The 22,665-nt window shown below is 44.8% G+C and carries 27 protein-coding genes; 7 read left to right on the top strand and 20 right to left on the bottom strand.

Going from position 1 to position 22,665, the window contains the following annotated elements; translation table 11 throughout:
• Window positions 1-20 precede the first annotated feature (20 nt).
• Entirely contained in the window at window positions 21-1,697 is a 1,677-nt protein-coding gene (locus tag D1970_RS16250; RefSeq protein ID WP_119113918.1) for an L-lactate permease, read from the bottom strand.
• A gap of 289 nt (window positions 1,698-1,986) precedes the next feature.
• Here D1970_RS16250 and D1970_RS16245 point away from each other — a divergent pair, with 289 nt between their 5' ends.
• The 4 genes from D1970_RS16245 to D1970_RS16230 all read left to right on the top strand — a co-directional run bounded on the left by D1970_RS16245 (window position 1,987) and on the right by D1970_RS16230 (window position 5,816).
• Window positions 1,987-2,709 carry a FadR/GntR family transcriptional regulator gene (locus D1970_RS16245; protein ID WP_119113917.1) on the top strand — a complete coding sequence of 241 codons (723 nt, stop codon included), beginning with the start codon at window positions 1,987-1,989 and terminating at the stop codon, window positions 2,707-2,709.
• Between the two features lie 190 nt (window positions 2,710-2,899).
• Window positions 2,900-3,616, top strand: a complete 717-nt coding sequence (gene lutA, locus D1970_RS16240) for a lactate utilization iron-sulfur protein LutA (protein ID WP_119113916.1) — start codon at window positions 2,900-2,902, stop codon at window positions 3,614-3,616.
• 53 nt (window positions 3,617-3,669) lie between these two features.
• Window positions 3,670-5,100 (top strand): LutB/LldF family L-lactate oxidation iron-sulfur protein, encoded by a 1,431-nt coding sequence (locus D1970_RS16235; protein ID WP_119113915.1) that lies wholly within the window; start codon window positions 3,670-3,672, stop codon window positions 5,098-5,100.
• Window positions 5,097-5,816 (top strand): LutC/YkgG family protein, encoded by a 720-nt coding sequence (locus D1970_RS16230; RefSeq protein ID WP_119113914.1) that lies wholly within the window; start codon window positions 5,097-5,099, stop codon window positions 5,814-5,816. The genes D1970_RS16235 and D1970_RS16230 overlap by 4 nt, the downstream gene beginning before the upstream one ends.
• 231 nt (window positions 5,817-6,047) lie before the next feature.
• On the opposite strand, the gene D1970_RS23110 is transcribed toward D1970_RS16230, so the two are convergent.
• The 17 genes from D1970_RS23110 to D1970_RS16150 all read right to left on the bottom strand — a co-directional run bounded on the left by D1970_RS23110 (window position 6,048) and on the right by D1970_RS16150 (window position 18,003).
• On the bottom strand, window positions 6,048-6,179 hold the full coding sequence (locus tag D1970_RS23110; RefSeq protein WP_259339693.1) for a hypothetical protein: 132 nt from the start codon (window positions 6,177-6,179) through the stop codon (window positions 6,048-6,050).
• Window positions 6,180-6,299: 120 nt separating this feature from the next.
• Entirely contained in the window at window positions 6,300-7,487 is a 1,188-nt protein-coding gene (locus tag D1970_RS16225; RefSeq protein WP_119113913.1) for an MDR family MFS transporter, read from the bottom strand.
• A 297-nt stretch (window positions 7,488-7,784) separates the two neighbouring features.
• Window positions 7,785-9,233, bottom strand: coding sequence for an ammonia-forming cytochrome c nitrite reductase subunit c552 (locus D1970_RS16220; protein WP_119113912.1), 1,449 nt, complete (start codon window positions 9,231-9,233; stop codon window positions 7,785-7,787).
• On the bottom strand, window positions 9,226-9,750 hold the full coding sequence (locus tag D1970_RS16215) for a cytochrome c3 family protein (protein WP_119113911.1): 525 nt from the start codon (window positions 9,748-9,750) through the stop codon (window positions 9,226-9,228). Before D1970_RS16215 ends, D1970_RS16220 begins: the two co-directional genes overlap by 8 nt.
• Window positions 9,751-9,814: 64 nt before the next feature.
• Window positions 9,815-10,321, bottom strand: coding sequence for a TlpA family protein disulfide reductase (locus D1970_RS16210; protein ID WP_119113910.1), 507 nt, complete (start codon window positions 10,319-10,321; stop codon window positions 9,815-9,817).
• A gap of 15 nt (window positions 10,322-10,336) precedes the next feature.
• Window positions 10,337-10,468 (bottom strand): CcmD family protein, encoded by a 132-nt coding sequence (locus D1970_RS16205; protein ID WP_119113909.1) that lies wholly within the window; start codon window positions 10,466-10,468, stop codon window positions 10,337-10,339.
• A 33-nt stretch (window positions 10,469-10,501) separates the two neighbouring features.
• Window positions 10,502-11,212 carry a cytochrome c biogenesis protein gene (locus D1970_RS16200; RefSeq protein ID WP_119113908.1) on the bottom strand — a complete coding sequence of 237 codons (711 nt, stop codon included), beginning with the start codon at window positions 11,210-11,212 and terminating at the stop codon, window positions 10,502-10,504.
• The gene (locus D1970_RS16195; RefSeq protein WP_119113907.1) at window positions 11,213-11,896 is read right to left on the bottom strand and encodes a heme exporter protein CcmB; all 684 of its coding nucleotides are present in this window, start codon (window positions 11,894-11,896) and stop codon (window positions 11,213-11,215) included.
• Window positions 11,893-12,597, bottom strand: a complete 705-nt coding sequence (gene ccmA, locus D1970_RS16190; protein ID WP_181213197.1) for a heme ABC exporter ATP-binding protein CcmA — start codon at window positions 12,595-12,597, stop codon at window positions 11,893-11,895. Before ccmA ends, D1970_RS16195 begins: the two co-directional genes overlap by 4 nt.
• A gap of 14 nt (window positions 12,598-12,611) precedes the next feature.
• A complete protein-coding gene (locus D1970_RS16185; RefSeq protein WP_119113905.1) occupies window positions 12,612-12,959 on the bottom strand; it encodes a hypothetical protein in 348 nt (115 codons plus the stop codon).
• Window positions 12,959-13,315, bottom strand: a complete 357-nt coding sequence (locus D1970_RS16180; protein ID WP_119113904.1) for a hypothetical protein — start codon at window positions 13,313-13,315, stop codon at window positions 12,959-12,961. Before D1970_RS16180 ends, D1970_RS16185 begins: the two co-directional genes overlap by 1 nt.
• A gap of 12 nt (window positions 13,316-13,327) precedes the next feature.
• Window positions 13,328-13,795, bottom strand: coding sequence for a cytochrome c-type biogenesis protein CcmH (locus D1970_RS16175; RefSeq protein ID WP_119113903.1), 468 nt, complete (start codon window positions 13,793-13,795; stop codon window positions 13,328-13,330).
• Window positions 13,796-13,800: 5 nt separating this feature from the next.
• Window positions 13,801-15,783 carry a heme lyase CcmF/NrfE family subunit gene (locus D1970_RS16170; RefSeq protein ID WP_119113902.1) on the bottom strand — a complete coding sequence of 661 codons (1,983 nt, stop codon included), beginning with the start codon at window positions 15,781-15,783 and terminating at the stop codon, window positions 13,801-13,803.
• A gap of 21 nt (window positions 15,784-15,804) precedes the next feature.
• On the bottom strand, window positions 15,805-16,245 hold the full coding sequence (locus D1970_RS16165) for a cytochrome c maturation protein CcmE (protein ID WP_119113901.1): 441 nt from the start codon (window positions 16,243-16,245) through the stop codon (window positions 15,805-15,807).
• Window positions 16,246-16,249: 4 nt separating this feature from the next.
• Entirely contained in the window at window positions 16,250-17,221 is a 972-nt protein-coding gene (locus D1970_RS16160) for a hypothetical protein (RefSeq protein ID WP_119113900.1), read from the bottom strand.
• A 320-nt stretch (window positions 17,222-17,541) separates the two neighbouring features.
• Window positions 17,542-17,721, bottom strand: a complete 180-nt coding sequence (locus D1970_RS16155) for a glycogen biosynthesis protein GlgD (RefSeq protein WP_119113899.1) — start codon at window positions 17,719-17,721, stop codon at window positions 17,542-17,544.
• 18 nt (window positions 17,722-17,739) lie between these two features.
• Window positions 17,740-18,003, bottom strand: coding sequence for a YtzC family protein (locus tag D1970_RS16150; protein ID WP_119113898.1), 264 nt, complete (start codon window positions 18,001-18,003; stop codon window positions 17,740-17,742).
• Between the two features lie 217 nt (window positions 18,004-18,220).
• Here D1970_RS16150 and mnmL point away from each other — a divergent pair, with 217 nt between their 5' ends.
• Window positions 18,221-19,207 carry a tRNA modification radical SAM protein MnmL/YtqA gene (mnmL, locus tag D1970_RS16145; RefSeq protein ID WP_119113897.1) on the top strand — a complete coding sequence of 329 codons (987 nt, stop codon included), beginning with the start codon at window positions 18,221-18,223 and terminating at the stop codon, window positions 19,205-19,207.
• Window positions 19,204-19,776 carry a tRNA 5-(aminomethyl)-2-thiouridylate-methyltransferase MnmM gene (mnmM, locus tag D1970_RS16140; RefSeq protein WP_119113896.1) on the top strand — a complete coding sequence of 191 codons (573 nt, stop codon included), beginning with the start codon at window positions 19,204-19,206 and terminating at the stop codon, window positions 19,774-19,776. Before mnmL ends, mnmM begins: the two co-directional genes overlap by 4 nt.
• 180 nt (window positions 19,777-19,956) lie before the next feature.
• Here the strand turns inward: mnmM and tbcS are convergent, their stop codons facing one another.
• Complete coding sequence (gene tbcS, locus D1970_RS16135; protein WP_119113895.1) at window positions 19,957-21,051, bottom strand: tetraprenyl-beta-curcumene synthase; 1,095 nt, start codon at window positions 21,049-21,051, stop codon at window positions 19,957-19,959.
• A gap of 13 nt (window positions 21,052-21,064) precedes the next feature.
• Window positions 21,065-21,868, bottom strand: a complete 804-nt coding sequence (locus tag D1970_RS16130) for an alpha/beta hydrolase (protein WP_119113894.1) — start codon at window positions 21,866-21,868, stop codon at window positions 21,065-21,067.
• Between the two features lie 131 nt (window positions 21,869-21,999).
• On the opposite strand from D1970_RS16130, the gene D1970_RS16125 reads away from it, so the two are divergent.
• Window positions 22,000-22,515, top strand: a complete 516-nt coding sequence (locus tag D1970_RS16125; protein WP_119113893.1) for a gamma carbonic anhydrase — start codon at window positions 22,000-22,002, stop codon at window positions 22,513-22,515.
• Window positions 22,516-22,665: the final 150 nt, after the last annotated feature.

Here is a 22,665-nt window from a genome sequence, read left to right as displayed (position 1 = left end):
TGTATCATACAATTTTCCAGTTATGGTACCATCCAGGAAAGGACAGTGTTTTGCAGGAAAGTAATAATTCCAACAAGAAAAACAAGCAAGAGACTGTGTTTAATCGTAAAGCGGAACAGCTCTGATTCTTTTCCTGCCAATCCTACTGCAGCACAGGCAACTGCAATTGACTGCGGCGAAATCATCTTTCCGGTTACACCGCCTGAAGAGTTTGCTGCAACGGCAAGGATGGGATTCATGCCAATCGATTCAGCCGTAATCTTTTGCAGGTTACCAAACAACAGGTTGGCTGATGTATCTGAACCGGTAATAAACACTCCCAGCCACCCAAGGAATGGCGAGAAGAACGGGAACATGACGGAGCCAGTTTTCGCAAGCGTCATTCCGAGTGTTGTACTCATTCCCGAGGAATTTGTTACGTAGGCAAAGCCAACAACTGAACCGATTGTTAGAACTGGGTACTTCAACTCATTCAATGTTTCTCCAAAAGTAATGATCCAGTTCTTCCAATCCATCCCGACAACGTATTTTGTAATGATGGTTGCAATCAATATCGCTGTTCCGGCAGCACCCAGAACTTCAAGCTTGTAAAGCGCAGGTACTACTTCGCCGGAAAAATTGATAATCTTATTGTTCAATAGCGGAACCTCAGGAACGAATGTCAGCATATGTCCCAAAGAGTTAACTGCTTTGAGTATGATATTGCTACCTTCATAATGACCTGAGAGCGCAAGCTTGATAGTAGGAATCCCCCAAACTGAAATAATCATTGTCAGAATCAAAAATGGAGACCAAGCCTTGAAAACCTGTGCACCAGTGTGTTGCTTTTCTTTTATTGGCTGTGCTGAAGCAGCAGTCTCACTAGCAAAACGGAAAATCGTTTTTGGCTTCCAGAACTTAAGGAATACAGCCAAAACGAATAAGGAAACGAGCGCGGACAGGATATCCGGCAGTTCAGGTCCAATGAAGTTTGAAGACAAGTACTGCGTTATGGCAAATGAAAGGCCGGAAACCAGAATAGCGGGAAGAACCTCGATTGCCCTTTTAAAGCCAGCCATAATTATAATCAGATAAAACGGAATGAATGCTGAAAGAAATGGAAGCTGACGGCCGACCATTTTGGAAATTTCCATCGCTGGAATCCCAGTAGGTCCTTCTACAGCAATGATTGGTATCCCAATGGCGCCAAAAGCAACCGGGGCGGTATTTGCAATAAGGCAGATACCGGCAGCGTATAAAGGATTGAATCCGAGGCCCACTAGCAAGGCCGCCGAAATGGCAACCGGAGCGCCAAAACCTGCCGCTCCTTCAAGGAACGCTCCGAATGAAAACGCTATCAAAAGTGCCTGGAGACGGCGGTCTTCCGTTATAGAAAGTACGGAGTTTCGGATAATATCAAACTGGCCTGTCTTTACTGTCAGTTTGTAAAGAAAGACCGAAGTAATGATGATCCATCCGATCGGCAAGATACCATATACGGCCCCCTGTGATGCGGACATGACGGCCATCCCTGCAGGCATTTTGAATGCGAACACGGCAACGGCCAGAGCAACAAGCAATGTTGACAGCCCGGCGATATGGCCTTTCATTCTCTTTATTGCCAGCGCCCAAAAGAAATAGAGAATTGGAATAAGTGCAACGATAGCAGATAATGCCAGACTGTCACCAACCACGGTGAAATTTTGAGTAAAAGTCATGGTAAGCCCCCTATGTATTTACAGCCGCCTGTGCTGTCTCTTCGCGATAGTAATCGCTTACATTTTTTAATACGGTCATCAGATGATTAGGTGATTAACCAACCTGATAGAATTATATGTGACAAACTTGTAACATTTCAACCTATTTTTCTTACTTCAGTGAATATTTTTTTTCGTGAAGAAAAATAGAGTATGATTTCTATTTGCTGGCAATCTCTTGTTTCATTACTCTATTATCCAAATATATGTATAATAGAGGTAGTAACAAGGTGATGTAGGGGGAAGTATTTTGAAATATAAAAAAATCAAGCCTAAGAAAATATACGAGGAAGTAGCAGAAGCTATCCATGAAATGATCAGGTCAGGCGAAGTAAAACCCGGGGAAAAACTGGATTCCGTCCAGCAGCTCGCTGACAATTTCCAGGTAGGCCGTTCCGCTATCAGGGAAGCGCTTACTGCATTGAGGGCGATGGGCCTGATTGAAATACGGCAAGGCGAAGGGACATATGTAAGAGAATTTGAGACTGGACAGGTCTCATTCCCATTGTCGACAGCCATCCTCATGAATAAGGAGGATATCGCCCATCTCCTTGAAGTCCGGAAAATTATAGAACTTGGGACTGTCTATGCCGCTGCCCAAAAAAGGACAGATGAAAACCTTGCCGCTATGGAAGAAGCATTGGAAGAAATGAAGCATGCCCACGGCGATGAAGAGCTTGGGGAAAAGGCTGACCTTCAATTCCATCTTGCCATTGCCGAAGGGTCACAAAATCCACTTCTCCTCAGCCTAATCAACCATGTATCGGGCCTGATGGGCGAAACGATGAAAGAGACCCGCAGAGTTTGGCTGTATTCGAAGCAAACAACGGTTGACAGGCTGTACCATGAGCATTACGAAATATTTAATTGCATTAAGGACCAGGATTCCGAAAAAGCCCGGCATCTCATGCTCCGGCACATTGAAGATGTTGAAGCCGTGCTCCAGGATTATGTTAAAAAAACAGCGCATTAAATGTATGTACGCCACTTTTCCCATAAAGTGGTGTACTTTTTTTGAAAAAATATTTATGAAACCCCTTTCAAAAATTATTATCTTTATAGTAGTATTGTGTTTATCAGACTTGTCAATTTCCGGTCATCAGATGACCCGTTGACTTGTGCTTTTGATAGCAGACGAAGAACATTCAGGGGAGTGGTGTTAAGTGAAAGTAACACTTTTTGCAACATGTATCGTCGACTTGTTCCAGGGCAATGTCGGCAAGGCAACGGTTGAACTGCTGGAACGGCTGGGCTGTGAAATAGAATTTCCTGAGTCCCAGGTGTGCTGCGGGCAGCCTTCGTATAACAGCGGCTATGTCAACGAAACGAAGGACGCTATGAAAAAAATGATCGATACATTTATCGATGCAGAGTACGTAGTATCCCCTTCCGGTTCATGCGCCTATATGTTCCATGAGTATCAGCACATTTTCAAAGGGGACCCCGTTTGGGAACCAAAAGCGAAAAAACTGGCTGAAAAAACGTATGAACTGACTCAATTTATCGTGGACGTCCTTAAGGTCGAAGATGTTGGCGCACGTTTTGATGCGACAGTCACTTATCATACATCCTGCCATATGACTCGTCTCTTGGGCGTAAAAGAAGCGCCGATGACTTTACTTAAAAATGTAAAAGGATTGAAGTTCACAGAACTCCCGGGAAAAGAACAGTGCTGCGGTTTTGGAGGAACATTTGCCGTGAAGATGGCTCAAATCTCCGAACAGATGGTCGATGAAAAGGTCCTTCATGTTGAAGAAACAGGAGCTGAGTACTTAATTGGCGCCGATGCAGCCTGCCTAATGAACATTGGCGGACGGATTGAACGTCAAGGAAAACCCATCAAAGTCATGCACATAGCTGAGGTCCTCAACAGCCGCTGAAATAACAAGTAACCAACAAAGCCCTAATTGATTAAGGATGGAGGGGATTACCCATGTCGATGAAAATCGGGGAAGATAAATTCAAGGAACGTGTAGGCAAAGGAATTGACAACACTTTCATGCGCGGCGCTGTGGCTGGAGCCCAGGAACGTATGGGAACACGAAGAGAGAATGCAACCGAGGAACTTGGGAACTGGGAAGAATGGAGATCTCACGGCGAAGAAATTCGAAAGCATGTCCTTGAGAACCTGGACTTTTATCTGGAACAGCTTAGTGAAAATGTTGCAGCCAGAGGCGGCCATGTGTTTTTTGCCCAGACAGCTGCTGAAGCAAATGAATATATCCAAGGTGTTGCCAAGAGTAAAAATGCTAAAAAGGTAGTCAAAGCAAAATCAATGGTGACTGAGGAAATTTCTTTGAATTCAGCTCTCCAGCAAGCAGGCTGTGAAGTCATTGAAACGGACCTCGGGGAATACATCCTCCAAGTGGACGACCATGATCCGCCATCACATATTGTTGTTCCTGCTTTGCATAAAAACAAGGAACAGATCCGCGATGTGTTTGCGGAGAAGCTAGGCTATCAAAAGACTTCCAAACCTGAAGAACTGGCCCTTCATGCAAGGCAGAAGCTTCGAGAGGAATTCATGAGTGCCGATATTGGCATTACCGGCTGCAACTTTGCAGTAGCTGAGACAGGATCCTTCAGCCTTGTTACAAATGAAGGAAATGCCGATCTTGTTACTTCCCTTCCAAAGACGCAAATTACCGTTATGGGAATGGAGCGGCTTGTTCCTACTTTTGAAGAAATGGAAGTGCTTGTCAGCCTATTGACAAGAAGTTCTGTTGGACAGAAGCTCACCAGCTATATTACTGTTTTGACAGGCCCTAGAGAAGAACTTGAAACAGACGGACCTGAGGAATTCCACCTTGTCATCGTTGACAACGGCCGGTCCAGCATTCTCGGAGGGGAATTTCAGTCTGTCCTTAACTGTATCAGGTGTGCAGCCTGCATCAATGTCTGCCCGGTTTACCGCCAGGTCGGCGGCCATTCATATGGCTCCATCTACTCTGGACCAATTGGCGCAGTATTGTCACCGCTTCTTGGCGGATATGACGAATTCAAGGAACTTCCTTACGCAACAACGCTTTGCGGCGCCTGTACGGAAGTCTGCCCTGTCAAAATTCCGCTTCATGAACTTCTGCACAAACACAGGCAAGTGATTGTCGAAAAAGAAGGCAGAGCTCCATTTGCCGAGAAGATGGCAATGAAAGCATTTGGAATGGGGGCTTCTTCTCCTGCTCTTTATAAACTCGGAACTAAATTTGTCCCTTCTGTGATGAGTCCATTCACCGACGGGGATAAAATTTCCAAAGGCCCCGGCCCTCTTAAACTGTGGACGGACAGCAGAGACTTCCCTGCACCGAATAAAGAGAGGTTTAGGGACTGGTTTAAAAACAGGGATAAAGGGGGCAAGGAATCATGACCGGATCCATCCAAAACAGAGATGCTTTTTTAACCCAAATCGCAAAAAGCCTTGGCCGCGAAAGGCGCTCAAAAGGAGTAGCCGTACCTGCCTGGAAGCATCGTCCTCAAGACGAAGTATTGAAGGGCGCCACACAGGACGAACTGGTTGAAGTGCTGAAAACCCAATGCATGAAAATCCACACAAGCCTTGTTGTGACAAACCTTCAGGACCTTCCGGCAAAGCTTGGAGAAACGGTCTCCAACTATGGCGGAGGCCCGGTCATCAGCTGGAAGGATGAACGCTTCTCCCAGTGGGGCCTTGATCCTTTAATGAAAAAAGGCTGGAAAGAAAAAGATATTGAATTATACGAATGGGACGAGTCAAAAGGAAGCGAAAACATCCGGCAGGCTGAAAAATCAAATGTTGGCATAACCATCAGCGAGATAACCCTTGCTGAATCCGGAACAGTTGTCCTTTATACTGACAAGGATAAAGGACGGACTGTCAGCTTCCTTCCTGCCACTTATATTTGCCTTGTGCCAAAAAGCAGCATCGTTCCCCGCATGACGCAAGCTGCCCAAAAAATGCGCGAAATGCACCATCAGGGAAAACAAGTATCATCGTGCGTCAACTTCATTACAGGGCCGAGCAACTCAGCTGACATTGAGCTGAACCTGGTAGTGGGTGTCCACGGTCCTATCAAAGCAACCTATATTGTTATTGAAGATTTGTAAAAAAAAGCGGCCCGCGGGCTGCTTCTTTTTTTCATTCAATTGGAATCAGGCAGTTCTTGAAGTAGACACTTACTAATCTTTTAAAAGCAGAGAAACAGCCTGACTGATCCTCTCACTCTTGGTTATGTAGCATTTGTTCAAATTTCTTTTCACGACTTGAATCATCGAGAAACCCTTTGTCTGCAATCATGGCCTGAAGATACATGCAACAAAAATATAGGGATGCGGCAGTTATTGGCGGTGGCCTTCTCGGACTTGAAGCGGCGAAGGGCCTTTTGAAATGGCTAAACTACTGGCACGTTGTACATTTGTATTTTTTTGTAGTATTTTTATTTCTTTAGTTGTAAATGTTATTTTGCTCATGATCGTTCCCCTAATCCCCATATCTTAAGAATTAAGTATATAAAAAAAGTACCTATAGATGAAACACTCTTTTTCAAGTGTCCTATCTATAGGTACCATATTATCAATCACCCTCTCTTTCTATAATGCTTTTTCCTGTAATGAAGCAGCCTGCTTTAATTTCCTGTCGTGGACCGCTGTCGTCAGGATGGCTCCTGCCAGTAAGAATACTAGGACACTGAACAAAATGGACATTCCGTATACATCCGCAACGATTCCGCCAAGAAGCGGACCTACCATCCTTCCGGCAGTTGCCGTGCTATTGACTATCCCTTGGTAAAATCCTTCTCTCCCCTTTGGAGCAAGCTCATTTGCAACCGTAGGGACCGCCGGCCAAATCAGCATTTCGCCTATTGTCAGGACCACCATGGCTCCGAGAAAACCGGTGAATTCCCCTGCGGAGGCAGTAATGAAGAATGAACCGATAAAAATGAGAATCCCGATCATCATCTGGATTTTCAAAGACTTCTCAAATGGGCGGACGAGCCTGTTTACAATCGGCTGTCCCAATACAATCAAGGCGCCGTTAACCGTCCATAGCACACTGTATTGGCCGACTGTAACACCAAGCTCCCTCGCGTATGCAGGGATTACAGCCTGCCACTGAACGTACGCAACCCAACATAACAAGTAGCCAGCGCTGATTGTAACCATTGCATAAAGCTTCGCATAGTTTCTGACAGGACCGTTTTCTTGAAGTATGTTTGTCTGCTTCGGTTGGGCCGTCTGGATTCCCCGATAGCCATATACAGCAATGACCAGGAAAATGATATACATCAATGTGTTAGCCAGGAAGATCAGCTGAAAGGAAATGGAGGCAATTACACCGCCAAGCGCAGCCCCTAGGGCAACACCAAGGTTTTGAGCGATATAGATGGCGTTGAATGCCTTCCTCCCTCCTTCCTTCCATACAGAACCTGCCATTGCGTACATAGAAGGAAACACAATTCCTGAGCCAAAGCCGGCAACTGTCAGGAATATGACATAAGGAATCCAGTCATGCCAAAGAGTCAGTCCCCCAAGCGACAGCACCGTAATAAAGATTCCAAAGAGAATCGACCGGTAGCCGCCTATTTTATCAAATAATGTCCCGCCAATCAGGTTCCCCACAACAGAAGCTGCTGAATTCAGCATCAGGACAACTCCCGCTACGGACAGAGACTTTCCAAGATGTTCATGGATGTAAATGGTGTTTAAAGGCCATAAAAAAGAAGAGCCTGTTACATTTACCGCCATGCCAATTACTAAAAGCCAAAGAGCTTTAGGCATGTAAAACGCTCCTTCAAACAAGAGTCCCGGCGTCCGGGCTTCTCTTGATCATTCATTTCGATTATCAAAATAATATTTTAGTTGTTTTCACTTCCCTTGGCAACATTTATTACCTTTTTAGATCAGAAAAAAGGGAATATGTTCCCCTGGTGTATCACTGTAGTTTAGAAACTCACTTTCCACATTGTTGACACAGTGACGAAGATAGGACAAAATAAAGAAAAACACTGCACAAACCCCTATTTGCACAGTGTTTTTCTCTTTTTCATCATCGCAATTATGCGATGAACTTATTGTTTATTTTTTCGCTGCAGATGGCGGTACTGGCGGCTGCTGAGCCGGGAAGTAACTGTTTATGGCATGATCCTTCTTCTTGAAGTTATCACGTTCATCGTAAACAGTCTTCTTGGCTTTTTCTATTTCCTCATTCAATTCTTCCAAGTCCACTCTTGCTTTTACAAGCTCTTCCGTCGCAATCCGGATGGCTTCATTCGATGCCTCGGTTGAAATCCTCAGGGAATCCATGGATCCTTGCGGATTGTGGAAACCGGCGGAGCTTTCAGCAGCGACGAAATCCCAGAACCATTGGCCTTTGCGGATATGTTCCTGGGCTTGCTTCACTTTGTCTTCGCTTACCTTCGATGTAATCATTTTATTCACATAGTAATGGGCTGTAATGGATACATCCTCAGCCTTGTGAAGGGCCTTCATATGGGTATCCTGGATGTCTGTCACCCGCTCCTTGAGATCCTTCATATCACGGTTGCTGTGACAGGTTGAGCAAGACTGTTCCATTGTTTTGAGCGGTGATGTCCACCAGTGGGAACTGATCTTCTTCTTGCCATCCACTCGTTCATATGGCATATGGCAGTCTGCGCACGTTACTCCTGCTTTGCCGTGCGGCCCACTCATATGCGTCTCGAAATCAGGATGTTGCGATTTCAGGATAGGTGTTCCGGAAACATTATGGACCCAGTCTTTGTCAAATCCTTTTTCTTTAGCCGTTGTTTCATAATATTCGTACATTTCTTCAGGCTTGAAGCCTTTAGACCAAGGATATGTCACTTCCCCATTATCAGCTGCAAAGTAATACTCTACGTGACACTGGCCGCAAACATAGTTGCGCATGTCATTTTTAGTAGGATTGGACATATCGATTCCTTGCGATTCCATCGCTTTAATGAAGCTTGGGCGCGTGACCCGTAAATCCATTGTCTGCGGATCATGGCAGTCAGAGCAGCCAATTGGCGAGTGCCCCATTGCTTCGGCTTTTGGCCAAATATCTTTGTTGAAATTACCGTTCCAGTAATCATCTCCCATTTCCTCGATCATATGCGGGACGGCAGTTGATTTACAAGTCAGGCAGGAACCAATCGATTTGTCGGTAATCCTGGCAACCGAGCGGATATCCTCATTCGCGTAAGTATGGCCTCTGTCCTCATTATACTCGATTGCAAAGCCGTATCCGTTAAAGAGAATCGGAAGGTATGGTTCTTTATCGTGGTCGAATTTGCTACGTTTTTCTGAACCGCTATACTTTGTATCTTCCATTTTTTCATTCTTTTTATAGCTGTCATATTGAAGCGGGAACAAGTCCTTGAACGCTTCATTCCTGATTTCATCTTTTTTCAGTCCGGTTTTTAGCTCATCAGCTGAAGTTTGTTTATTTTCCGAATCCGAACAACCTGATAATATCAGCATGACAGCGACTAGGAGCAAATATGCCCAGCGGAAATCCCTAGCCATTGTTCATCGTGCCTCCCTTGTTTTCCAATAGTTCGCCTGGTTTCGGCGGCTTGAAGTAATCTTCTGTCTTGAATCCCTTGCCATGCGGCACTGACTGGTGACAGCTCGTGCAGTTGTCCTTCGCGTCATGAGAAACGTTCTTCAGCGTGTTCTCATGGCAGCTGATACAGTTCTCCGTGACGACTTCATCTGTGTTCTCCGAAGCATGCAGTACTTTTGGAATTTTTTCGTCCCCTATGAAATTAAAATAGACATGTGACATGCCGGATTTCGCCTTGTATGTATACTTTTTCACAAGGCTCTCATGCGGAAGATGACAATCTCCGCATGCAAGTTCTGCATGATTCGATTTGGCGAATGACTCATGTACTTCTGTCATGATGTGGCAGCTGCTGCAGAAATCGGGTGAATCCGTATACGCCAGTGTTTTAACTGTGGCAACCGAGACAATGATACCCGCAAAAACACCGATGAAAAGCAGCAGCCGTTTATCCATTGCCAAAATTTTCTTAAACATCCCTTTTCACCTCCCCATTTTTCAAAAATGAATCTATTAAAACACGAATGTGTTTTAACCTGGGTTAAGGCGTGGCTTTTTTCTCTATCAATTCAATCAGCTTTTCCTTTGTGGTCGGTCCAGAAAACCTTTCGACAATTGTGCCTTCTTTATTGATGATCATGGTTTCAGGCTGCCCAAGGACATTATAGGATTTTGCTGTTTCTTCTTTCGTATCGAGGAGGTATGTCAATTTTGAATTATGCTCTTTTACGTATTTCTCCATTCTTATTTTTGTTTCGCCTTTTGCAATAATCAATAGTTTGGCATCTTTGTATTCTTTCCCGAATTCTTCTAGTTCTGGTGCCTCTTCTAGGCATGGCGCACACCAGGTTGTGAAATAGTTCAGGACTACTGTCTGGCCCTTCAAATCGGAAAGCTTGTATGTTTCACCGGTAATATCCTTCATTTCAAAATCTGGCGCATTTTCTCCCGGTGTGACCGTTGCTTTTCCGCCAAGGCCGTTCATCAGGAAAAATAGAAACCCTGCAGCAGCAAGAATGATGAAAAAAGGAACGATTCTTTTGCCCATTTTAACCACCTGCTCCTATTGTTCTGTATTCCACTCGTCCAGCAGTTGCAATTCCTTTTTTAGAGCTTTCTGCCGCTTGCCAAGAATGACAATATACCCGGCGATCAAAGTCCAAATGATTGAGTATGCCAAGAACAAATAAGTCATGTTTATTTCCTCCCTATTAATATGGTTTAATTTTCAGCCAGCAAGACGGTTAATGGCTTTATTCTTTGCTTTTTTCACCGCATGGCGCATTTTTTCAATTTCTATCCCCTTGCGCATCAAGTATGCATAAAGGAGCGTGATCGTAAAAATGCAGAAAAGGAGGGTAAACAGCATCGGTGGCTCAATGCCTCCGCCATCCTGATTCTTTCCGTCTCCAAATACAACTGGGTGAAGCTTCGTATTCCACCAGCGAATGGCCATGAATACGATTGGAACATTGATAACACCGATGATGCCAAATACGGCAGACAGCTTTGCGATTTTCTCCCAGGAACCCTCCATCCTCCTGACAAACAAGTAGGCGACGTAAATGAACCAGAGAATCAATGTTGTTGCAAGGCGGGGCTCCCATGTCCACCAAGTATTCCAGCTTGATTTACCCCAAATCATACCTGTCAGGAGAGTGATCGTTGTGAACAGAACCCCGATCTCGGCTGAAATCCCTGCATGGATATGAAACTTGATATTTGGTTTAATGAGCGTTCTGACACTGTAGTAGCCGACTGTGAAAAAGGCCAGAAATGCTACCCAGGCACAGCTGACATGGAAGTAAAAAATTTTTTGAGGCGCTCCCATAAATTTTTCTACCGGCGACCAGATAAAGACAAAGTAAAGGGCCGCAAAGACCATCGGAATAAGCAGGTAAAACATCGCTGTATCAATGAAGCCGGATTTTTGTTTCATTCATGATCCCTCCATAATAAATTCAAATAAGAAAAAGCAGGCTGCAAGGAATAGTAAATCATAGGCGGCCATAAGCTGGATCCAGGACATGGCATCCTGTATGTCTGCATTCTCAAGGATTATTCTTGTGGCTTGAACTGCTGCAATCATCAGGGGACTGAGCAATGGCAGAAGCAGGACAGGCAGAAGCATTTCGCTGTTTTTCGCATTGACCGCCAGCGCAGCCAAGAATGTACCGACAATGATGAAACCAAGCGTACCGGCTGCCAGCACAAGCAAAAACCAAAGGAACTCTCCCATGAATCGATAATCAAATAAGAGGAACAAGACAGGAATGCTGATGATCTGGACTGCTGCAACCATTGTGCAGTTAGCCATTACCTTTCCCAGATAAATGCTTGAAGGGTCGATGGGTGCGGACCTTAAGCCTGTGATAGAATCATTCTCCTGTTCTGACAGGAAGGAACGGTTCAGTCCGAGAAGGCCCGAAAAAATAGTGATCAGCCAAATGAGACCTGGAATGACCGCCTTCACCATATTGTTCGTCGGGTCAAAAGCGAAGCTGAAAACAAGGATAACAAGGCTTGAGAAGATGACCATCATTCCGATTGTTTGCTTGTTCTTCCATTCGTTGCCCAAGTCTTTTCCAGCGATAGTCCACGCATCGGAGATAATAGCCTTCATGCTCCCTTCACCGCCTTTTCATACCACTCCTTCAAAGCCTCCAGGTTTGAGCCTTGTCTGATCGCCATCGTATCAGCGATTTTTCCTTTAGACAGCACAGCAACCCTGTCAGCGAGTTCTTGTACTTGTTCAAAATCATGCGAGATCATTAAAATGGCTGTCCCCCTACGCTGCTTTTCTTTTAAGATTCTGTTTAATAGGTAGGCAGCTTCTACGTCAAGGCCTGTATGCGGTTCATCCAGCATCAGGATTTCGGGTTCCGCCAGCAGGACTCTCGCTATGGAGAGCCTTTGGACCATCCCCCTTGAGAAAGAGCGGACCGGCATATCCCTGAATAAATGAAGGCCAACCTCTTTAAGCAGTTCTGCCGATTTTTTATCCGCTTCTTTGATTTTGTACAGTTTTCCGTAGAATTTGAGATTCTCGAGCGGAGTCAGAGTACTGTATAGATAAGACTCGTGTCCAAGAAAGCCGATTTTTTGCTTCACAGACATTGAGTTCTTACTAATCAGTTCGCCATCCAGGTAAACCTCTCCGCTTGTCGGCCGGAGCAGTCCAACCGTACATTTGAAGAATGTGCTCTTCCCTGCGCCGTTCGGTCCGACTACCGCAAGGCTTTCTCCTCTATCAAGCGAAAGGCTGACATTGCGAAGGATCACTTTATCGCCGAGTATTTTGGTTAGGTTTTTTAATTCCAGCATATGTACCAGCTCTTTCATTGAATAAATTGGCGTAAATCCTGTTGTACCTTGGCGAGATGCTTGGAAAGTTCCCTTGATTCGTCATCATATTTTTCCGTTGGTAAACTACCTTCCGCTAGCTTCTTATCCAGTTCGGCCATTTGGTCTTCGATTAGGGTTCTTTTCCTGATTAAATGCTTAAATTGAACTTCATCAGGGTCAGATACTAAGATTCCATCCTGCCTTTTTCTTTTCCCGAAGTACAGAACTCCCGCAAACAAACCTAAAAGAGCAAGGGTGTAATGGGCGTTCAGCTGATTCAATCCCGGAGTTTCCATCCAAAAAGTGACAAGCCATTCGGGATGCATTGCAGGCACGTCCATCACTGTCTTCCTTTTTGTTTCCGCAGCCGCTGCAGTTCCTGGAGGATTTCAAGCTCTTCCTCATGGCTATCTTGCTGTCCAGCTTTTTTCTTTGGCCTTCTGTCTGTTTTCATTAAGTCAGCGGCCAACAACTGGTAGTGTTCCTTCATGTGCAAAAAGTCTTCCTCGTTAATTTTCTTCATCAAAAAATCCATTTCTAGTTCATTGACTGCGCCATATATGAGTTCAAGGGCGGGCCTGTCGTTCTCAGTATTACTTTCTGACAGTTCCCCGGTTCCAGAGAAGAACGGGGAGATAATGAAGTAGAAGCAAGTGAGAATGACGGCTGAACCTGCTATCAAAAAAACATAATCCATTTCATTCATCTCCTAAAATAGCTTGCGGCGTTCCTCATCCAGTACTTTTTCGGTAATTTGTTTTTCCGTTTCGGACTCCCATTCCAAAGTCTTAATCCCGCTGCCAGCAGTTGCTTTTGTTTTCAGTTTTCTAATCCACAAAGCAACAATTGCCGCACCGCCTGCAAAACCTGCTGCCGGCATGCCCCATGCAATCAGCCCGCTTTTATCTTTTCCCGGTGTACGAAGCGCAGCCTGGCCGTATTCATTAACATAGGACTGAAGAACCTGTTCTTCAGATTTTCCGCCATTAAGCATCTCGATTATTTCCTCATAATAGACCTTCTTAACCGAGCATGTTGACAATTCATGATCAGCATGGCCCTGCATATCAAGCTTTTTGACAATTGAGGTAAACTCTTTTGAGTTATAGGTATAAGCTGCTGTGAATCCTGGCATGGCCAGCAAGATGATAATTGTAGCAGCTATCATTTTTTTCATAGAGTTCACCTCCCCTTAAATTTCTGACCGGCAATCGCAGGAATGCGGGATAATGTTGGCTTCCCGCCGAACAAGGCAAATACCGTTCCAGCCAGCATAATGATTCCTCCAGCCCATATCCAGCTTACAAATGGATTGACTTTGACAAGAAAAGTAACCTTGTCCCTACTCTCCCATGAACTGACAACCACATAAAGATCTTCTGCAAGGTTGGTTTTGATCGCCACTTCAGAAGAAGGCTCAGGCCATGTCTCGTAAAATATTTTTTCCGGCATGATCTTTCCGATTGATTTCCCCTTATACGAAGCATCCACATCTGCCGTTACAATGCCATTCCCATCTTTCATCCGTTCTGCGAGACTGTTAAAGGTCAGCTCATACTTACCGATTGTAAAGCTCTCTCCTTTGTTCACTGTCTTCATCACTTCTTTGGAGTATGCTTGCGATGAAATGACTCCGATAGCCAGGACTGCTATTCCAATATGGACAATGTATCCGCCATACCTGCGCTGGTTCTTGGCTGTCAGTCTATAGGCTGCCTTCCATGGATTTTCCTTTGTCGCTTTCATCCTCGCGCTGGTTCCTCTCATAAATTCCTGAATATGCGTGGCCAACATGAAGGAAGCGGATGATAATCCGATAATGGCAAATATCCCCTTGACACCAAGTACCGTGAGAATGATTCCTGTAGCGGCACCGACTGCAAGAGGCCACATCATGCTTTTAAGGAATTTGTCCACCGCAGGCTTTTGCCATGCAATTAAAGGGCAGACAGCCATCAATACAATGAGCGAGAGCATGATTGGAGCCATGACTTTGTTAAAGTAAGGCGCTCCGACATTTATTTTTGCACCTGTCAGCGTCTCAGAAATCAGCGGATACATCGTTCCCCAGAAAACCGCAAATGCTGCCGCTACGAAAATCAAGTTGTTCACCAAAAAGCTGCTTTCTTTTGAAAAATAGGATTCGACCTGATTGCTTTCCTTCTTGATCAGTTGGTAGCGAGTCATGACAATATAAATGGAAACAAGCATCATGAATGACATAAATACAAGAAAATAAGTTCCGAGATTGCTGTCTCCAAAAGCATGGACACTCGTCAGAATTCCGCTTCTGACCAAAAATGTTCCGAATAATGACAGGATATAGGAAAGAATGATCAGGCTGACATTCCAGGTCTTAAGCATATTTTTCCTTTCCTGGATCATGACTGAATGAAGGAAAGCGGATACGGTCAGCCATGGCAGGAATGATGCATTTTCGACAGGATCCCAGGCCCAGTAGCCTCCCCAGCCTAGTTCGAGGTATGCCCACCAGCCGCCGACGATATTTCCGATCGTCAGGAACATCCAGGCTGTGAGTGTCCACCGCCTTGTCAGCTTGATCCATTCAGCATCCATCCTTTTCAGGATTAATGCTGCTATCCCGAAAGCAAAGGGAACAGAAAGTCCGACATAGCCAAGGTACAAAGTGACCGGGTGAACGACCATTCCCGGATTTTGGAGCATGGGATTGAGCCCTTTTCCATCAGGTGGAATGCTCCCAGTCATTTCAAAAGGGTTGGCATTCAGGACCATCACTGTAAAGAAAAATAAAATATTTACGAGCATGATGCTCGAAACATATGGCATCATCGGATTTCTTTTTTCTTTTGAAAAAACGACCATTGCTGCATACACACACAAGAGGAAAGCCCAGAGCATCAGTGATCCTGCATTTCCTGCCCAAAAAGCTGAAAGTTTGTAGATGAGCGGTAGCGTTTCATTTGTATACGTTGCCACGTATTTAAATTGAAATTGGCTTGTTCCGAGCAAATACAAAAGTAGCGCTGCAGCTATGCTTGATACAAACAGGAGGGATAGAACGCCACCGCGGGCGCTTTCAAGCCATCTGTTGTCTTTTTTAATCATCCCGATGATATTGGCCAAAAGGGAATAAGCCGCTATCACGATTCCAAGGTACAAGGCGATATTGCCGATCACATACATACTGATAACCACCCGTCTGTTTTATTGCTTTTTGTCATTGAAGATTTCTTTATGCTTTTCTTCGTCATAATCTTTCCCTTCATATTTTGAAGGGCATTTTGTTTGAACTTTTTCCGCGTGGAAAACTCCGTCTTTTTGGATGAAGCCTTCTACAATGATAATGACGTCATCAGAGAAATTATCCGGCTTGACTCCCTTATAGAATATCGGCATGATTTCCTTTCCGCTCTCATCATATATATCAAAGTGCAATTCCAGCTTGTCCGCATCCCATTTTACTGTCTCTTTCTTCAACAAGCCTTGAGTCATGATATAGTCATCTTGATATTTGGCAGCGTTTTCACTAAGGTCAGTAATCGTAATTTCCTTGCTCCCTGCACTTGGCATTGTGGAGAATAGCATGATGATAATGGCTGTCGCTGCCAGAGCCAAACCAGCGAGTATTTTACTGTTTTTTTTCATGTTATTAACCTCCGAATTTTTTCGACAGTTCGTTGTATTCTTCCTCAGTGATGCTTCCATCGAGAAGCATGCTCCTGAGCTTTTGCTTTTTCAATCCGTTGCGGTCCTGTCTGACAGCTTTATCGGGAATACTTTTCGCTCCTCTGGTTGAACGTTTCTTCATGATTGCTGCCAAAATAAGTGCTGCGGCAGCTGACACTCCGCCTACTACAGCAATCACGAGCCATAATGGCATTCTCTCTGTGTTCTCTCTGGCAGGCGCTTTTTTCCCGGTTGTTCCGGCCATTGAATCCAGAATTTCGGCAGTAGTGTTCTTTTCATTCCGTTTGTAGTCAAGCTGGATGTTTTTCACAGTGCCTGGCTTCATTCCCTGAGTCTGGTACACAAACATATTCATGTTGTATGTATTTTTCTGATGTGATTCTGCCTCAGGCTTCAATTTGAAGCTCTCACTTTTCAACGGTTCTACAAAGATCAGGTTCATTAGGCCGATATCGGCAAAGCTTTTGAATGTATATTGAAGCTGTTTGCTGTCTCTTTTCTCCTTGATGGTGTCACTGTAGTACTCGATTACAAATTTGTATATTTCCTGAGGCTGAATCTCTTCACTCGTTTTCCACGATATTGTCCCTTTGCGCTTATCTACTTCATATTTGATCTCGTTCATTTCTGTAAGGTCCCGGGAATAATCAGCTACATACCCAATCCGAAAGTTCTTTTCATTCATTGGAAGCGGGATTTCAATTTGGCCTTTCTGCCCCTTTTCCGTATTGTTCTTCAGCGATCCATGATAACCGACCAGCAGTGGTGGCCTGTCACTGTTTTTATCTTTTGGGTGGTAGGAAAATTCGGGCATGACCTGAACAGTCAGCTCTTCCATTTTCAATGCGTTCTCGCTAATATTTGCATTGGCAAAGCCCGGTATAGCGATTAGAAGGCTGATGGTCAAAGGCAAAACAAGCCCCCACTTTTTCATATGTAACATCCTTTCCTGTATTCTTTTTGTAAGTCCTCCTATAAACATGTCCGTTTTGTGAATAATTTCACATTAAAAGTTCCTTATTGCCGCTTTCCCCGGATAATCTTTGACTTTTTAGGGGAAGAGCATGATTATGCATGTTTAATTGTCTACTCTATTTTAAACATTTATAAAAGCCCTCTATCTGTGACTTAAATCACGAAATATGTTCGAGATTTAACTGTTTTGTGAACAGGATGAATTGCACAAGGAATTTTAATTGCCCAGGGGACATAGAAAAAGCCGCATATCCATAAAGGATAAATACGGCTTCCCTCTTACGAAGATTGCTCTGGTTCTGGATGGAACTTGGATTTAACAGGCTGCCCTCCGCTTTCTTCGTACTTCTTTTTTGCTTTCTTGACAGGGTCATGTTCGGAGCCCAATTCCAAATCCCGATTATTCACTCCATTTCTTGTCTTTTGCTCTGGGTTATTTTGCTTTGATTTCTTTTTCATCCACTGCTTGCCCCCTTTTTAATGGCCACGCAAAATCATACTGTTTTGCAGCTGCTGAAGCTGGAGCCTCATTCGGTGAAGCCTTTCACGCTGCTGGGAATTGCAGCTGAACGCAAGCTTGGCTAGGTCATTATAGGCAGTTTCCAGCTGCTGCAACGAGGATGTGTATTCTTCCTCATTATAATGCTCCTGCATGCCTGCCTTTTCATACTGCTCCCTGGCGGAAACGATACTGTTTTCGCATACCTGGATATGTTCTTCAACTGATTGGCGTGTTGCCATCGGCAAAGACCCCCTAACCCTAAAATATCAAATGAAGCTGGCCGCTTCCTTATTAGTGTGTTCACATCATTACTTCCTATCACTGTGAATCCTTGCTTAATGCTTCCATTTCTTTTTGGGCATTGGATACCCGAAACCTTCGTGATACAATTCTTTTTATGGGTTTGCTGGCTTAAACAGCCACATTCGGAAAAAAAGCTGAAGAGGAGTTTTTACAATGAACCGGGAAAATCCATTTCCATACGCTACCGACCAAAAAAGGTATCATACATGGAATTACCATTTACGAAACCATTTCGGGCATAAGGTGTTTAAAATTTCGCTTGATGGAGGATTTGACTGTCCAAACCGTGACGGGACCGCTGCCTATGGAGGATGTACCTTCTGCAGCGCCGCAGGGTCAGGCGATTTTGCCGGGGACCGGAATGAGGACCTTGATACTCAATTTCGCCGGGTAAGGGAAAAAATGCATACTAAATGGAAAGACGGAAAATACATGGCTTATTTTCAGGCCTATACCAATACACATGCACCTGTTTCTGTGCTCCGTGAGAAATTCAAGCCTGTGCTGAAGCAGGAAGGTGTTGTCGGCTTATCAATTGCCACAAGGCCTGATTGCCTTCCGGATGAAGTAGTGGACTATCTTGCCGAACTTAATGAACGAACTTACCTTTGGCTGGAAATGGGTCTGCAGACCATTCACGAAAAGACGGCGCTCCTTGTAAACCGCGCACATGATTTCCAGGTGTATAAAGAGGGCGTAGAGAAACTTAGAAAAAGAGGAATCAGGGTTTGTACTCATATCATCAATGGACTGCCGCTTGAAACACCTGAAATGATGATGGAAACAGCCCGTGAAGTCGCGAAACTTGATGTGCAAGGCATTAAAATACACCTTCTCCACCTTCTCAAAGGAACGCCGATGGTCAAACAATATGAAAAAGGGATGCTTGAGTTCCTTTCTTTTGAAGATTATGTTTGCCTCGTTTGCGACCAGCTTGAAGTTTTGCCCCCTTGCATGATTGTCCACCGTATCACGGGTGACGGTCCGATTGATTTAATGATTGGACCTATGTGGAGCGTAAACAAGTGGGAAGTACTGAATGCGATTGATGCAGAATTGGAAAGGCGGAACAGCTGGCAGGGGAAATATTACAGCAGAGCAAAAGAAAATCTTGCTCCTGGTAAGGAGGATCTCGCTTGAAGCTTGAACGGATTCTCCCATTTGCCAAAATCCTGCTGGAAAAAGCTGTTTCTCCAGGCGATATTGTGATTGATGCAACTGTGGGAAATGGCCATGATACTGTATTCCTTGCAGATCTTGTCGGCGAAAATGGCAAGGTCTTTGGATTTGACATTCAGGAAGCAGCTTTGGAATCCTGCATGGAAAAGCTTGTCAAACGGGGGCTGGAGAAAAGGGCAGCTCTATTTAAAACCGGGCATCAGAATACCAAAGCCTGGATTCCACCAGAATTCCATGGGAGGATATCCGGGGCCATTTTTAATCTCGGCTACCTTCCTGGAGGCGACAAATCGATTGTTACAATTCCTGATACGACTATTGCAGCTGTGGAACAAATTTTTAACATGTTATCACCGCAAGGAGTCATTGTGATTGTGATTTACCATGGCCACCCGGAAGGCAGTGCTGAAAAAGATATCCTGCTGCAGTATGCCGAAACACTCCCGCAGGACAAAGCCCATGTTCTACGCTACCAATTCATTAACCAAAAGAACAGCCCGCCCTTCATCGTAGCAATAGAAAAACGGTGAAGGGAAATGCGAAAGCGCCTTGTTCAGAGGCGACAAGCATAAGACAAGCCAGCGAGAAGGTTGCTCTTTAACCTTCTTGACGGCTTGGCTTATGACTCAAGCCTCTAGGCGCTTTAGCTGGACAATGAAAAGCGGAAGCGCCCGGTCAGCGCCAAATCAATGCTGAACGAGTGCTTTTGTTTATTTTACAAATGAGCGGACAAGGCTTGCCGGAACCCATTTTTGAATTGACCGGTACAATAGTCCGTTCACATAGAAGAAATAGCTGACATGTCCGCCGCTTTTAATCATGCTTTTAGCCAGCTTTTTCACATTATGCTGGCTCCGGACTTTTTCATCGGATAGGTATACGCCCAGCAGGCCTCGGTTGATCAGTTGATGAAATTTGCGGTGGGGCAGGTTTGATGTATGGTAATCTGCATTCTCGATAAAATGGAGAAGCCTGCTGAACAAGGCTTCTTCGCTTTCGTAGTAGAAGCAAAAATTCAAATCCCCTTCCTTCAAGTCTTCATCTTGATCGATAAAGTAATCGAGGAGAATATGTAAGCCCTGTATATATGGAAAATATCCATTGCGGATGCTGTCGGCAAACTCCGGCCGGAAATCGTCACGCATCGCATAGGAAACGAGACAAAAAATTCCAAGTGTCGATCCGGTACAAGCGGAAAATTCATACCACTGCATTTCAGGCATCTTGTCCCTATGTCCGTCAAACCACTCCTTCAGCCTCTCGACTCTTTTGCCCTGTTCAACATGCTTATGAATTTGCAGGTCACAATAATACCTGCAAAGCTCATTTAGCTGTCCTTTTATCAATGGATAGCTTGGCAAACCTGCAATCGTCTCCCGGCAGACTGTCACAAGCTCTTCCAAGTAGCCTCCGTCATTGCAGTCTTCTCTTTCCCGATAATAATTACGAAGTTCCCCGCTATCAGAAAGCGCGTCCTCCATTGATTCATGAATCGCGGCAAAATCTGCTGGATCAAGAGAAGTGCTCCGGTCACAGAGATTATCCAGATAATCGCTAATCGTTTGGTATGCCACAATGAACTTGATTGCTTTTGGGCAGCTTTCATTGGCAATGAGACTGAGGATGCCTCCACCTTCGCAATGAAATGTTTTATCTTCAATGCTCGCAAGTGCCTGTTTCCTTAATTCATCATTCGGTATATCTTTTGCTTTTTCCTTCCAATATTTAAGTTCGTGGTGAACCTGTGGGAGGACTTTTCGATAGACTCGGTACATCAAGGCAATTGGCATCGATGGAATCGACATAGATTGCTCCTCTCTAGTAAATATAGCCAATTGCTTTCAACTGGCTTATAACAAAGTCCTTTGCATATTCAAAAACTTCATCCCTCTCGGGTTCATTGAAAATTTCGTGATAGCAATTTGGCCATTCCTTATACCTTTTTTCTGATAACGGAGCGTTATTGAACCATTCCTTCACAGCGCGCTTGTCGACAATTTTGTCGTCACCGCCCTGCATCAGCAGCATAGGGATATCCTGGATTTTCCCCATATCCTCAAAAGCTTGTTCCATGGCATCTAGCAGTTCCCGATACCACCTGACAGAGACTTTGGTCACGTAAAGCGAATCATTGTAATCTACTTCTTTGACATCTTCATTCCGTGTAGCCATATCGACAGACAGACCAGGCGCTATCCTGAAGGAAGGGACAACCGAGTTGAGTACAACCGAAAGGAAATTCAACGCCTTCGACGGATAATTTACAAGCCCAAGACATGGCGAGGAGAGAATCACCCCGGCAATGTTGCCCCTGTGTTCCTGCAGATGACGGATCGCTACAAGCCCTCCCATACTATGCCCGATCAGGAAGACTGGAAGATCAAAAACATATGCGGCGTTCAGCCATTCCTTGACTTCTACAAGATAATCATCAAAAGCATCGATGTGGCCCCTGTGGGCTCTTGTTGTCATGCCTTGTCCAGGCAAGTCTCCCATGATGACGTGGAACCCGGATGTCCGCCACATTTCTATCAGCCAGCCATAGCGGCCATGATGCTCGAGCGCACCATGGACAATCACGATTACTGCTCTTGCCTCTCCCTCTGCTTCCCATTTCCACATGAATGTCTGCACCTACCTTTTACTTTCACAACTATTAAAAGAACTATAATATATAATTAACTGTAAAGGAAAGCCTGAACCTTCCGGGATTTCCTATTATTCAATCCTATACATGACAGGAGTGCTTTTTAATGATTTACCCTTATAACGATAAGCTGCCCAAAATTGCTGAATCAGCCTTTATCGCAGACTATGCCACAGTGACTGGAGATGTTGAAATCGGCGAGGAATCCAGCGTCTGGTTTAACAGCACAATCCGCGGCGATGTTGCGCCGACTATTATCGGCAGAAAAGTAAACATTCAGGATAACTCCGTGCTGCACCAAAGTCCCAATAACCCGCTGATTTTAGAAGATGAAGTGACGGTTGGCCATCAAGTCATCCTGCACAGCTGCATCATCCGAAAAAAAGCACTGATTGGAATGGGATCCATCATCCTTGACCAGGCGGAAATAGGAGAAGGAGCTTTTATCGGGGCAGGAAGCCTCGTGCCGCAGGGAAAGAAAATTCCTCCTAATACGCTAGCATTCGGAAGACCTGCCAAAGTCATCCGTGAACTAAACGAAGATGATATAAAAGACATGGTGCGAATCAGCCGCGAATACGCAGAAAAAGCTCAATACTACCGCTCAATCCAGGGAAAGTGACTGATGCTTTGCCGCATCGCCGCACCGGGGGCCTGACCCCCGGTGCGGTGCTGTGTTAAAGTTCCGCTAAACTTCAAATATCCCCCATCTTCCCCCCTAAAGGATCCAGGGATCAAGCCGATATAAACTTATATACTATACCCTCAGAAA

Origin of the sequence: Mesobacillus zeae, assembly GCF_003570705.1 — a bacterium.
Classification (GTDB): domain Bacteria; phylum Bacillota; class Bacilli; order Bacillales; family Cytobacillaceae; genus Mesobacillus_C; species Mesobacillus_C zeae.
This window is presented reverse-complemented; position numbering and strand designations above follow the sequence as displayed.